Here is a 13,227-nt window from a genome sequence, read left to right as displayed (position 1 = left end):
ATCGTCAGGCCGCGCGGCCTTCCAGTTCATCGAACAGGCCCTGGATCTCCGATCCACCGGCCATCATCTCCAGCACCGCTTCCTTGCTGATATCCGCCTTGTCGAAGGTGCCCAGCGACTGCCCGCGGTTGAGCACGGTGAAGCTGTCGGCGATCGGATAAGCGTGGTGCACGTTGTGGGTAATGAAGATCACCGAGATACCGCGGGCGCGAACGGTGTGTATCAGCTTCAGGACGTTGCAGCTCTGCTTCACCCCTAGTGCGGCGGTGGGTTCATCCAGGATCAACACGCGGGCGCCGAAGTGGATGGCGCGCGCGATCGCCAGGCATTGGCGTTCGCCGCCGGACATCGATCCCACCAGCTGGCTGGCATCGCGCACGGAGATACCCATCTCGGCGAGCTTTTCCACTGCGGTGGCATTGGCATGAGCCATGTCCATCACCGGCACCAGGCCGAACAGCTTCTTCACAGGTTCTCGCCCGGCGAAGAAATTCCTCGCCACGCTCATCAGGGGCACCAGGGCCAGGTCCTGGTAGACGGTGGCTATGCCCATGTCCAGTGCTTCGCGCGGCGAACGGAAGGCCACGGCCTTGCCGTCCACGCGGTACTCACCGACGCTCGGCTGGTGCACACCGGCGAGGGTTTTGATCAAGGTGGACTTGCCCGCGCCGTTGTCACCGAGCAGGCAGTGCACCTGCCCGCGGCGTAAGCGCAGGGTGACGTCCTTCAGTGCGATCACCGTGCCGAAGAACTTGCTTACGTTATCCAGCTCGAGGATGAAATCGTCGGCCATGGCGCGTCCCTATTTGCCAGCCGCGGCGCGGCCGCGGATGTAATGGTTGAACAGCACCGCCATCAGCAGCATGGCGCCCAGGAACACGCGGTACCAATCGGAGTTGATGTTGGTAAACGAGATGCCGATCTGCACCACGCCGAAGATCAGCGCGCCGAAGCAGGCACCGACCACCGACCCGAAGCCGCCGGTGAGCAAGGTGCCGCCGATCACCACCGCGATGATCGCCTCGAATTCCTTTTGCAGGCCGCGATCGGCCGCGGCCGAACCCACGTCCGACACCTGCAGCACACCGAACAGGCACGCGCAGAACGCGGTGAACACGAACAGGGAGATCTTCACCCGCTTCACCGGTACGCCCACGTTCTTCGCGGCATTGGCATCGCCACCCACGGTGCGGATCCAGTTGCCCGCACGCGTGCGGGCCAGCACGAACGCAGCGATGGCTCCCAGCGCCGCCCACCAAAGGATGACCTTGGGAATACCTTCCACCACCGGTTGGCCACCGGCCAGTACTTCGATCCAGCCCAGCGACGCCAGGCCGTGGAAGATCCACGCGCCGGTGCTGCCGACGAACAGGGTACTGACGATGGGGTCCTCGGCCAGGCGATCACCTACGCCTGAGATGATGGTGCCGTTGGCGAAGTACGTGGACAGCACCAGGGTGAGCCCGCGCAGGATGAACATGAAAGCCAGGGTGACGATGAACGAAGGCAGCTTCGTGCGCACCACCAGGTAGCCGTTGAGCGAACCCAGCGCCATGGCCCCGGCGAAGGCGAACAGTACCGCCGCCCACGGGGGCCAGCCCAGGTACATCACCGGTGCCGCCACCATCACGCCGGCGAAACCGATCATCGAGCCGATCGACAGGTCGAACTCGCCGCCCACCATCAACAGGCAGGCACCCACGGCCAGGATGCCAAGGTAGGCGGCAACCTGCGCCCAGTTCATCACGCCGTCGATGGCGAACATGCCCGAGTCGCCGGCGAACACGCCGAACAGGCTGAACACCAGGATGGCGCCGGCAATGGCGCCGAGCTCCGGCCGGCCCATCAGCAGGTGCATTGCGGTGAGGCGCCGTACACGTTCGTCGGGGCCGGTCTTGCCTGCTTCGCTCATGCCCAGGGTCTCTTCGATGACAGTCATGGGATGTCCTTATCGATACTGTCCGGCGTATTTCTCGACGAGGGAAACATTTTCCTTTGTCACGAATGCCGGGCCGGAGGCGATGTCACGCTCGCCGTAGATGGGCTTGAGGCCATAGGCGGCCAGGCGCGCCTGGAACTTCGGATCGGCCTTCAGGGCGGCGATGATGCGAACCGGATCGGTGGTGTTGTCACGGTGGGCGATCACCAGCGCCGCGATGCTGATGTAACCCTGCAGGTAGGGCTGCTGGTCGATCGCGAAGGTGATGGTGCCCTTCTTGATTGCATCGGTGATGCCGGGCGAAAGATCAAAAGTGGCGAAGAAGATCTTGCCCGTCAGCCCCATGCGCTGCACCACCTGCGCGCTCGGTTCGGCCGAATCGGGCCCCAGGGCCAGGATGGCCTGGGTCTTGGGATTGTTGCGCAGGTAGGCGCCGACCTTGGCGGCCACGACCGTGGGGTCAACGCCGGTATCGATCATCGAGGAACGCAGGTCCTTCAAGCCCAGGGCGTCGCCAAAACCCTTGCAACGCTGGTATTGCGCCTGGTTGGTCGCGTTGTGATTGACGCACAGAAAGCTTGAAACGCCCGCCGCCTTCGCCTTCTCGCCTGCGGCCCTGCCAGCTTCGTAGTCGGGCTGGCCTATGTGCATGATGGCGCCGAGCTTGCGGCTTTGTTCCAGCGTGCCGGAATTCATGGTGACGGTGTTGATGCCTTTGGCACGGATGCGCGCAACAGGCTTGGTAAGCACATCGATGTCGGCCACGTCGTAGGCGACGCCGGTGTAGTTGCGCGCCGCGGCCTGCTCGAGCAACCGGGCCATGTCGGAAAGGTCGCCATTGGGCGGGTTGCGGTAGTCCACGTCCACGCCGTAGTCCTGGCCGGCCTGGCGAATGGCGTTCTTGATGGTGTTCCACCAGGAATCGGAATCCGCCGCGTGGCTCACCAGTACGTAGCGCTCACCCGGACCGGCGTGTGCCGGGGAAATCATCGCGAGGCCGAGCATCCATGCCGCCGCGATGGTGGAAAGGTTCATGACGCGCATGCTTGTCTCCGCTTGCGGTGACCGGGATGGCTAGCGTTCTTGCCGGCCAACTCCGGGGTCCACCGAGCATAGGCGTGCTCCCGCCGGGATTGCAACTTGCATTGCAACATGGAAATAAATGGAATTTTCATTCTATTTCGTGCTTTCATCCTTGAGGTAAGGACGGAGGGCCGATGGCCAAGCACAACGAAGTCGACCAGCTCATGCAGCGCATCAAGGCGGATTTCGAATCCCTGCCGCGCCAGTTGCAGGGCGTGGCCCGATACCTGGAACAGCACCGCGGCAGCATCATGGTCCGTCGCGTCAACGAGATCGCCGGAGGCTGCGGCGTGCATCCGTCGGCCGTGGTTCGTTTCGCCCAGCGTTTTGGCTATTCAGGCTTCACCCAGATGCAGGCGGTGTTCCGCTCCGCCTATACCGAGCGCACGGCGCCTTCGCGCAGCTACGAGGAACGCATCCGCAGCGTCATCGAGCAGAGCCAGCCGATGCCGGCGGCGTCGATCGCCGCGCGTTTCATAGAAGCCAGCCGCGCGGGCCTGGACGAACTTTCCCACGGCCTGGACGAAAAGCGCTTCGACAAGGCGGTGGAACTGCTTGCCGAGGCGCAGAACATCTACGTGGTGGGCGTACGGCGGTCCTTCGCCATCGCCAGCTACATCGCCTATGCACTGCAGCACACGCCCAAGCGCGTGCACCTGATCAGCGGCCTTGGCGGCATGGAGCAGCAGCAGATCCGCAGCATCGGCAAAGGTGACGCGTTGATTGCGATCAGTTTTCCTCCCTATGGGAAGGAAACACTCACCTGCGTGCGGATGGCCGTGGAGCGGCAGGCGAAGGTGCTTGCGATCACCGAGAGCGACCTGGGCCCGCTGGCCCAGCGCTCGTCGGTGCTGCTGAAGGTGACCGAGGGCAGCGCTTTCGCCTTCCGCGGCCTCACCAGCACCATGTGCCTTTGCCAGGCGCTTTTCGTGGCCCTGGCCTACCGGCTGCAATTGAACGTGGAAGAAACCAGTGAACCAGGAGAGTTCGATGATTGAGGTAGCGGTATTCGGTGCAGGACGCATCGGCAAGATCCACGCGGCCAATGTCGCGTCGCATCCGGGCGCGACACTGCGTTACGTGGTGGACGTACACGCCCCGTCCGCCCAGGCGCTGGCCGGTACGCACGGCGCCCGCGTGGCAAGCATCGAAGAGGCGCTGGCGGATCCCGCTGTCGGCGCTGTAGTGATCGGATCCTCCACCGACACCCACGCCGACCTCCTGCTGCGCTCGGCGGCGGCCGGCAAGGCGATCTTCTGCGAGAAACCAGTAGACCTGGATATTGCCCGCGCCCGCGAATGCGCAGCGGCAGTGGAAGCGGCCGGGGTGACCTGCATGATCGGTTTCCAGCGCCGTTTCGATCCCACGTTCTCATCGCTCAAGCGGCGGCTGGACGAGGGCGAGATCGGCACGCCGGAAGTGCTGGTGGTGACCAGCCGCGACCCCGGCGCCCCGCCGGTGGAATACCTGAAGGGTTCCGGCGGCATCTTCAAGGACATGCTGATCCACGACTTCGACATCTTCCGCTGGATCCTGGGCGATGAAGCGGTGTCGATCCACGCCACCGGCAGTTGTTTGTCGGACCCGGCCATTGCCGAGGCGGGCGATATCGACACCACGGCGGTGACCATCCGCACCCGCAAGGGGCGTATCTGCCAGATAAATACCTCGCGACGCGCGGCCTACGGCTACGACCAGCGCTTCGAGGTGCTCGGCGACAAGGGCATGCTGCAAGCTGGCAACGTACGTCCCACGCAAGTAGTTTCCTGGGGCGGCAAGCACATCTCAAGCGACCTTCCCGAGCACTTCTTCCTCGAACGCTACCGAGACGCCTACGCTGCGGAAATCGCCCATTTCTTCGATGCCCTTACAGCCGGTACACCGGTGCGCACCACGGTGGCCGATGGCCTGAAGGCGCTGGAACTGGCCGAACTTGCCACGCAGTCGTGGCGCGAAGGACGCGCCCTGGAATGCGCCGTTTAACCCTGCCTTACCTCGAACGGCCTAGTCGCCGGGCCTTGACACGGGCCCGGCGCCACACATAACGTCGAGCCATGTCGAACATTCCCGCCATCGCCAGCATTAGCCACCCGGTATCCACCGGCCTGGCGGCGCACGCGCTGCGTTCGATGATCGGCTCGGGTACCACGACCACTACCGTCACCGGACGGCAGCCCGCGCGCGACTAGCAACCCCATCGCCAACGGCCCGTCCCTCGACAAGGGAACGCGGGCCGTAAATGCGAACCCTCCCCTCGAAGAACACGGGCCTTTCATACAAAGGAAGGGTATTCCCGTGTACAGCCAGGCCATCCACCACATAAGCCCCGCCCCGTCACTGGCGCCTGTCCGACGCCTGGATATCGGTCTGATCGGTCCGGGAAAGGTTGGCACCGCCCTGGTCGCCCAACTGCACGCCGCGCGCTCGCGCCTGCTGCCGATGCGCCTGGACCTGCGCCTGCGCGGGGTGGCTGCCAGCCGCCGCATGTGGCTGGATGTCGACGACGAGGCCATGCACGAGCGCCACGATGGCGCGCAGACCTGGCGCCCGACGGACCTTGAAGCCTTCGCCGGCTATGTGGGCGCCGACGGCTTCCCGACGCTCATCATCGATTGCAGCGCCAGCGACGAGGTGCCCTCGCGCTATGCCGGCTGGCTTCGCCAGGGCATCCACGTGGCCACCCCGAACAAGCATGCAGGCAGTGGCGACCTGGCCCGCTATGGCGCCATCCGTGAGGCCGCGCACGACGGCCATGCCCGCTTCCGTTTCGAGGCCACGGTATGTGCGGGCCTGCCGGTGATGCAGACCTTGCGCGACCTGCTCGATACCGGTGATGAACTGGTCGCCGTGGACGGCATGCTTTCCGGCACCTTGGCATGGCTGTGCAACCGCTTCGACGGCAGGGAGCCTTTTTCCGCCTGCGTCCGGGAGGCGCACGCCCTGGGTTACACCGAGCCTGATCCACGCGATGATCTTTCCGGCCGCGACGTGGCCCGGAAGCTGGTGATCATGGCGCGGGAATCCGGCGTGCCGCTGGCCCTGGAAGATGTGGAGGTGGAAAGCCTTGTCCCGGCTGCCCTGCAGTCGGTGGCCCTGGATGAATTCATGGCACGCATGGATGAACTGGACGCACCTCTCGATGCGCGGCTGGCGGAAGCCCGCGCAGGCGATGGCGTGCTAAGGCATGTAGCCCACCTGGATCGCGCCGGCCACGCCAGCGTGCGGCTGGCCGTGCTGCCGCGCGAGCACCCCTTCGCCCATACCCGGCTCACCGACAACATCGTGCAATTCTGCACGCGCCGTTACCGCGACAACCCATTGATCGTGCAGGGTCCCGGGGCCGGCCCGGAAGTGACGGCGGCGGGTGTCTTCACCGACATCCTGCGCATTGCAGGCTCGCTGGGCGCTAACGTATGCGCATGAACCATGAATCGCTCCCTTCTTCCCGGCTCCAGGCCGAAGCCGTCGCTCCGGCCAGCGTCGGCAACGTCGGCGTGGGTTTCGACATCCTCGGCCATACCCTGGCCGGTGCCGGCGACCGCGCCCGCGTGCGTCGCATCGACGAACCAGAAGTGCGCATCAAGCTGGTCGACGGCGTGTTCCGGGACCTGCCCCTCGACGCCCCGCTCAACACCGCGGGCGCCGCACTGATCGCGCTGCGCGACCGGCAGCAACTCTCCTTCGGCTTCGAGCTCGAGCTTTACAAGGGCATCGCACTGGGCTCGGGCATGGGCGGCTCCGCCTCCAGCTGCGTGGCGGCGCTGGTGGCGGGCAATGCACTGCTGGACGAACCGCTGGACATCCATGCCCTGTACCCGCTGGCCATGCACGGCGAAGCGGTGGCCAGCGGCGGCCTGCACGGGGACAACGTTGGCCCGATGCTGATGGGTGGCCTGGTACTGGCCACCGCTGAACACCTGGTGCCGATCCCGGTTCCCGCGCACTGGCATTGCGCGCTGGTGCATCCACATTTCGTGCTGGAAACCCGCGTGGCACGTGCCGCGCTGGCTGGCGACTACCGTCTGGCAGAGTTCATCGCGCAGAGCGCGAACCTGGCCCAGGTGCTGGCCGGCTGCTACCGCGGCGATGCCGGGCTGGTTCGTGCCGGTTTGTCCGACGTGCTGGTGGAACCACGGCGCGCGCGCTTGATCCCGGGCTTCGCGCGGGTCAAGGCCGCCGCCCTCGACCACGAGGCACTGGGTGCAAGCATTTCGGGCGCTGGCCCGAGTGTGTTCGGCTGGTTCGAATCGGCGGCCCTGGCCCATGCGGCCGCGGCGGAAATGGTGGCCGCCTTCGCCGCCGAAGGGCTGGACAGCGACCGCTTCGTGGCACCGATCGCCGGACCCGCCGCGCACGTGGTGCACGCGTGAGCCGGATGTTGTTCGAGAGCACCCGCGGGGGTGCACCCGCGGCCACTGTCGAGGACGCCATTGCCGCAGGTCTGGCGCCCGATGGTGGCCTGTACGTACCGCATGGGCTGCCCACGCTGGACATCGCGCACTTCGACGGCGTGCAGACACTACCGGACGTCGCCACACGCCTGCTGGCACCGTTCTTCGCTGGCAGCACGCTCGCACCGGCACTGGAGGCGATCTGCAGCGAAGCCTTCGATTTCCCGGTGCCGGTGGTCGCGCTCGATGAATCGACCGAGGTGCTGGAGTTGTTCCATGGCCCCACCGCCGCCTTCAAGGACATCGGCGCGCGTTTCCTAGCGGCATGCATGTCGCATCTGCCGCGCACGGATGGACGGGAACTCACGGTGCTCGTGGCCACCTCCGGCGACACCGGGGCTGCCGTGGCGGCGGCGTTCCACGGCCGTCCCGGCCTGCGCGTGGTGATCCTTTATCCCGATGGGCGCGTCTCGGCGCGGCAGGCACACCAGCTCGGCTGCTTCGGCGGCAACGTGCATGCGTTACGCGTGGCAGGAAGTTTCGACGACTGCCAGAGGATGGCCAAGGCAGCGCTCAGCGACACCGGGCTCAACACCCAGGTGCCACTGACCTCCGCCAACAGCATCAGCCTGGGACGGCTGCTGCCGCAGATGACGTACTACGCCCAGGCTTCCCTGATGCACTGGCGTGCCACCGCCACGCGCATCAACCTGGTGATCCCTACCGGCAACCTCGGCAACGGGCTGGCGGCCCTATGGGCGCGGGCCATGGGTCTACCGATCGGCGATATCCGCCTGGCCTGCAATGCCAATCGCACGCTGCCGGCCTTCTTCGCCGGAGACGCGTACCGCCCGCGTGAAGCCATTGCCACCCTGGCCAATGCCATGGACGTAGGCGCGCCAAGCAACTTTGAGCGGCTGATGTCGCTGTACCACGGCAACGAGGAGAAAGCGCGTTTGGCAGGATTCGCCGAGGCCGTGGACGACACCGACATCGGCGATGTCATTGGCCGCCATGCATCGCATTACCTCTTCTGCCCGCATACGGCGACCGCGATGAAGGTCCGTGAGCGCATGGCTGAAGCGGGCGACCGGCGGCGCTGGACGATCGTCGCCACGGCGCATCCGGCGAAGTTCGACAGTGTCGTCGAACCGCGGGCCTCGCGCGCCGTGCCGGTACCGCCCGCGCTGGCGGCGATGCTGGCGCGGCCAAGCCACGCGGAGCCCATGGCCGCGGACGACGACGCTCTGCGCGAATGGTTGCTTCAGCCAAGCATGGCCAGCACCGCTTCGGTACTGCGGACTCGGCCGATCCTGGGGAAGATGGATTCCACGGCAAAGTGATGATGAGCGGCATCGTGCGAGCTCATGGCATCTTCCACCAACACCAGGCCGTAACCATGCTCGAAGGCCGAGCGTGCGGTGGACTCCACGCCGATGTTGGTGGAGATGCCGCCGAGGATGATGTCCCTGATGCCGCGGCGGCGAAGCTGCAGATCCAGTTCCGTACCGTAGAACGCGCCCCATTGGCGCTTGGTGATGCGGATGTCGTTCGCCGCGGTCGGCAGACCTTCAGGATCCGCCCACCAGTTATCCGGCAGCGTACGGGCGGCGTTGGGCTGGTCCACCGGCTGCTTGAGGGCATCGGCGAAGTCCGGCGCGAAGCCCACGCTTACCCGCACCACCAGGGTGCCGGCGTCGCGGCAGCGCGATACCAGACGAGCGGCACGGGTCACCACCTCTTCGCCGGTGTAAGGTCCCTTTGCAAACGGGATGATGCCTGCCTGCAGGTCGATCAGAACCAGCGCAGTGGTGCCCGGGTCGAGCTTGTCATCGGCCATGGCCGCCACCTTCGTAGATTTATGAGGATAGTCTCACATGGGAGTTTATGAGGATGGCCTCGAGTAATTCAAGCCCGGCGATCCGCAAGCCGCAGCGCCAGCGTGGCGTTGCGCGGGTGGAATCGTTGCTGGAGGCGGCAGGGGAGGCATTTGCAGAGAGGGGCTATGACGCCGCCACGATGACCCAGATCGCCGCAGGGGCAGGCGCGTCGATCGGCTCGCTATATCAGTTTTTTCCCACCAAGGAGCTGGTGGCCGAAGCGCTGGTCGCGCGTTATGTTTCAGCGCTGCATGCGGACCTCCGGCGCATGGCGGGCCAGGCGCGTTCGATGGACGCGCGGGGCCTGGGCGCCAAACTGCTGCGGACCGTCTACGACTTCCGCCGCAAGAATCCCGGTTTCGTCACCCTGGGCGAGGCCACCAACCTTCCCGACACCATCGTGCTGGGCTTGCGCAATACCTTGCGTGACCTCATCACCGACATCCTGGTCGCCTTCGCACCGGACATCGCGCGGGAAAAACTGCGTCCGCAGTCGTTCGTGTTGCTGCAGTTGATGAAATCATTCGCAGCGCTCAGTGCCGAGCCCAGCATCAAGGGCCGCAAGGACATACTTGCCGCACTGGAAGATACCTTCGTGCTGGCGCTGGAACATCTGGACGCCTGACACTCGCCACGGAGGTACGAAGCCATCAGGCCGCAGGCAGCCTCGGGTAACCAGGCTGTCAACGCTTTCGCGCAGTCTTCCTCGCGGTTTTCTTCGCAGCCTTCCTCGAAGACACCGGCGCGCGGGCCTTCGGCTCATTGCGCCACAACGCCGCCCCACCGACGATACCGGCCTTGTTGTCACCTACGCTGACATTCTCCGGCAGGCAGTCGGGATCGACGTAGTCCGCATTACCGCCGCCCAGGTAGATGTGGTCGGGATTAAGCAGGCGGTTCATCATGCACAGCGCCTTGTGCAGGCGCTTGTTCCACTTCTTCTTGCCGGCATCCTCATAGGCGGCGTTGCCAAGGAGTTGTTCGTAGGTCTTGCCGTTCTTCAGCGGGTGATGGGCCAGTTCCATGTGCGGCATCAGTTCGCCATCAAGGAAAAGACCCGTACCCATGCCGGTGCCGAGGGTGACCACGAATTCCAGCCCTTTGCCCTTGATCAGGCCGAAGCCCTGCATGTCGGCGTCGTTGATGAGCTTTGCCGGGTGGTCGCCCAGCGCCTGGCCCAGGGCGCGCTCCAGGGGATAGCCCACCCAGACATCGTTGCCCAGGTTCACCGCCGTCATCACCTTGCCGCGGCAGATCACGCCGGGAAAGCCGATGGAGATGCGGTCGAAGGGTGGAAGGCCGGTAACCATCTCCTTGACCAGGCTCACCAGCACATCCGGTGGACACGGCCTGGGGGTAGGCACGCGGACGCGCTCGGCGAGGCTTTTTCCCTTCGCATCGAGTACGTCGGCTTTCACGTGACTGCCACCGACATCGATGGAGAGGATCCCCGCCTGCTGCTTTTTCATGCCTTGGTCCTTGCGTGCTTGCCGTTGTCACCGAAGGTGAGGGAGAAGTCGCGCCCTTCCCAGCGCGATCCGCCGGGCCACCAGAACGTAAAGCGTAGTGTCACCGATGTCGACGCGTTGGCAACAGGCAGGTCCGTGACGTGGGTGCCGAAACCGCTGTGCCGGGAGTCAGTATCGTGGACGGTAGCCCAATCATCGTCCGACCAATGCACGCGCGCGGCCTCGAGTGTTTCGATGCGCAGGTCGCGCCCACGCGCCAGCGGCGCCTTGGGAAGGTCAAAGCGCCACAGGGTGAAGCGCGAGGTGACGCCCTGCTCGAGGTACCGCTTGGCGGTGAGTGGCGGCATGTCGAAGACCACGCCATCGGCCAGGGACCGCAGCAGCTTCAGGTGTTCGGAGTGTGCCCACACCAGCGGCATGGCGGAGCCTGAAGGGCGGCCGCGCTTGAGCAAAAGGGCGGGAATATCGTCGGCATCCCACACCTGCTCGGGCAACAGGCCACCTCGATTGGCAGACAGCTCCATGGACTTGAGCAGCCGGCGTGCCTCCTCCACCCGACCCGCGGCCAGTTCGAAGTGCGCGCGTTCGCCGGTGAGCAATGGCCACGGCCGGCCGATGCCGACGCCATCGAAGCCCGATCCGTCGGCGTGCTCGCCATAGCCATCCTCGTTGTAGCGATACCACGAGGGGCCCTGCGGCAATTCCACCTTCAGCTTGTGGTCGATCACTTTCACCGTATCGACCATGCGGGGATCGTGCGCACTACGCAGGCCGAAGCGCACCAGGGCCAGGGCATCGGGGCTGACGATTTCGGCGGTGGCATGGAAGGTATTCGCGCCATCGCGATTCTTCACCACGATCTGGCTGGAGGCCAGGTCGCCTGCGACACCCACCGAACCCATGCGCACGTAATAGCCGGCCGCGCCGGCTTCCCGTGCCAGCGGCGTATCCAGCACGAAGCACCAGTCCTCGATGCCGTCGTTCCATGCATCGGCGGTCTCGCGCAGGTAGCGCGCGCAGGGCGCATCGCCATGGTGCTCGATCAACTCGGCAGCGGCCAGCAACCCGGCGATGGTCACGGCCAGGGTGAAGGGCGAGAAACCGGCATCCTCCTCCCAGCGGTCCTGGGCGGTCAGCGGTCCGTTGCGGACGATGAACGATGCCGCCCGCCGTATCATCGGTATGTACCGCGCGGTGCCCGGCCCGGCGGTGATGTTGGCCCGTTGCAACGCCTCGACCAGCAGGACCGGGAAAGCGCATTCATCCAGTTGCACCCCGCCCCAGTACGGCTTGCCGTCGAGCCACATGTTCTGCGGCCAGCGGCCATCGATCTCCTGGGTGGCCTGGAGGAAATTGAGCACGTCCAGCGCGGCATCGCCCAGGCCCGCGGCCAGCAGGCCACCGGCACTCTCCACCAGGTCTCGCGGCCACACCAGGTGATAACCGCCCAGGTCGTCATCACCCTTGGACTGGCCCCACGGAATGGACAGGCTCGCGATCATCGCGCCGCGATAGCCCACCGGCGCATGGGTAAGCAGGACGCCGACGTCGATGCGATACAGATCGTCGCCGCTGGGGCGCTTGCCACCCTTCAGGTCGAAGATCGTCCTGGTCTTCTCCCGCCAGGACGCCACGTACAGGTTACGCGCGTGAAGGAAACCGTCCTGCAGGCTCCCGCGTACCCGGAAGGCGGCCTCCTCGGCCGTGGTGCCGAAACCGATCGCCACGGTGCAGCCGTCGTCATCGCGCATGTCCAGCTCGACGATCATCGCCACGTTGCCATCGTCGGCGCGGGTGTAGAGGGCAGACAGGTCGCCGGTTTCCTTCAGATCCCGCCAGCCATCGGAGCGGCCGACGAAGCCGACGCTGCGCCGGAGTACCGCCGGTTCCGCGCCCAGGGCCAAGGTACGGCCGCCGCCGCGGGCGAATACCAGGTCCTTGCCCTTGTATTGCCCGGTCCAGGCGGTGTTGTGGTCACCGCCATTCACCAGGTGAGGGGCCAGCAGCATGTAGACGCGGTAGTCCTCAAGCTTGCCTTCGAGCGCTTCGAAGCGGATCTTCTGGAGCACCACGTCGCGCCGGGGATCGGTGATCACGCGCTTGATGATGCGAAACCGCCCGCGAGTACAGGTATTGACCAGCCGGTAGGCCGGGAGGCCACTTTCGTAAGATTCCACCGCGTGATGGGCGTCACGCTTTTCCTCGGAAAAAAACCCGTCGGGGCCGGTTATCAGCAGGCCCGCGTCACGCATGCAGGCCATGTCGATGCGCGGGTAGTACACCTCGTTCAGGATCCCGCGGCCGAGGGTGAACCACACCCGGCTTTCGGCCGTGAGCGCGGTGCCGACACCGGATTTGGCCGACGAAGACCACCTCGCCGCGACCCCGGGATGGCCAGGCGCGGGCCGATCTTCGTTCTGTGACATGGTGCGTTCCGGTCAGGCTGGAATGCCCGACTGTACGCC

At 65.5% G+C, this 13,227-nt stretch carries 13 protein-coding genes; 7 read left to right on the top strand and 6 right to left on the bottom strand.

What is annotated here, in order from left to right; translation table 11 throughout:
* Positions 1 to 4: 4 nt before the first annotated feature.
* From VGM61_RS08125 to VGM61_RS08115, 3 genes are read right to left on the bottom strand one after another with little or no spacing between them, the layout of a single operon-like run.
* Positions 5 to 793, bottom strand: a complete 789-nt coding sequence (locus tag VGM61_RS08125) for an ATP-binding cassette domain-containing protein (RefSeq protein WP_331522255.1) — start codon at positions 791 to 793, stop codon at positions 5 to 7.
* Between the two features lie 9 nt (positions 794 to 802).
* A complete protein-coding gene (locus VGM61_RS08120; protein ID WP_331522254.1) occupies positions 803 to 1,939 on the bottom strand; it encodes an ABC transporter permease in 1,137 nt (378 codons plus the stop codon).
* Between the two features lie 9 nt (positions 1,940 to 1,948).
* Positions 1,949 to 2,983, bottom strand: a complete 1,035-nt coding sequence (locus tag VGM61_RS08115) for a substrate-binding domain-containing protein (RefSeq protein WP_331522253.1) — start codon at positions 2,981 to 2,983, stop codon at positions 1,949 to 1,951.
* A gap of 173 nt (positions 2,984 to 3,156) precedes the next feature.
* Between VGM61_RS08115 and VGM61_RS08110 the strand changes: the two genes are divergently transcribed.
* The 6 genes from VGM61_RS08110 (at position 3,157) to thrC (ending at position 8,756) form a co-directional block, all read left to right on the top strand.
* A complete protein-coding gene (locus VGM61_RS08110; RefSeq protein ID WP_331522252.1) occupies positions 3,157 to 4,020 on the top strand; it encodes a MurR/RpiR family transcriptional regulator in 864 nt (287 codons plus the stop codon).
* Positions 4,013 to 5,005 (top strand): inositol 2-dehydrogenase, encoded by a 993-nt coding sequence (iolG, locus tag VGM61_RS08105; protein WP_331522251.1) that lies wholly within the window; start codon positions 4,013 to 4,015, stop codon positions 5,003 to 5,005. The genes VGM61_RS08110 and iolG overlap by 8 nt, the downstream gene beginning before the upstream one ends.
* 71 nt (positions 5,006 to 5,076) lie before the next feature.
* On the top strand, positions 5,077 to 5,211 hold the full coding sequence (locus VGM61_RS08100; protein WP_331522250.1) for a hypothetical protein: 135 nt from the start codon (positions 5,077 to 5,079) through the stop codon (positions 5,209 to 5,211).
* 106 nt (positions 5,212 to 5,317) lie between these two features.
* Positions 5,318 to 6,445, top strand: coding sequence for a homoserine dehydrogenase (locus VGM61_RS08095; protein ID WP_331522249.1), 1,128 nt, complete (start codon positions 5,318 to 5,320; stop codon positions 6,443 to 6,445).
* Complete coding sequence (locus VGM61_RS08090) at positions 6,442 to 7,392, top strand: homoserine kinase (RefSeq protein WP_414694828.1); 951 nt, start codon at positions 6,442 to 6,444, stop codon at positions 7,390 to 7,392. Before VGM61_RS08095 ends, VGM61_RS08090 begins: the two co-directional genes overlap by 4 nt.
* A gap of 5 nt (positions 7,393 to 7,397) precedes the next feature.
* Positions 7,398 to 8,756, top strand: a complete 1,359-nt coding sequence (gene thrC, locus VGM61_RS08085) for a threonine synthase (RefSeq protein WP_331522289.1) — start codon at positions 7,398 to 7,400, stop codon at positions 8,754 to 8,756.
* Here the strand turns inward: thrC and VGM61_RS08080 are convergent.
* On the bottom strand, positions 8,678 to 9,253 hold the full coding sequence (locus VGM61_RS08080) for a hydrolase (protein ID WP_331522247.1): 576 nt from the start codon (positions 9,251 to 9,253) through the stop codon (positions 8,678 to 8,680). The genes thrC and VGM61_RS08080 overlap by 79 nt on opposite strands.
* A gap of 53 nt (positions 9,254 to 9,306) precedes the next feature.
* On the opposite strand from VGM61_RS08080, the gene VGM61_RS08075 reads away from it, so the two are divergent.
* Complete coding sequence (locus VGM61_RS08075) at positions 9,307 to 9,918, top strand: helix-turn-helix domain-containing protein (protein ID WP_331522246.1); 612 nt, start codon at positions 9,307 to 9,309, stop codon at positions 9,916 to 9,918.
* 58 nt (positions 9,919 to 9,976) lie between these two features.
* On the opposite strand, the gene VGM61_RS08070 is transcribed toward VGM61_RS08075, so the two are convergent.
* Entirely contained in the window at positions 9,977 to 10,762 is a 786-nt protein-coding gene (locus VGM61_RS08070) for an ROK family protein (protein WP_331522245.1), read from the bottom strand.
* A complete protein-coding gene (locus tag VGM61_RS08065; RefSeq protein WP_331522244.1) occupies positions 10,759 to 13,188 on the bottom strand; it encodes a glucan 1,4-alpha-glucosidase in 2,430 nt (809 codons plus the stop codon). The genes VGM61_RS08070 and VGM61_RS08065 overlap by 4 nt, the downstream gene beginning before the upstream one ends.
* Between the last annotated feature and the right edge of the window lie 39 nt (positions 13,189 to 13,227).

The organism is Pinirhizobacter sp. (assembly GCF_036499745.1).
Taxonomy (GTDB): Bacteria; Pseudomonadota; Gammaproteobacteria; order Xanthomonadales; family Rhodanobacteraceae; genus Pinirhizobacter.
This window is presented reverse-complemented; position numbering and strand designations above follow the sequence as displayed.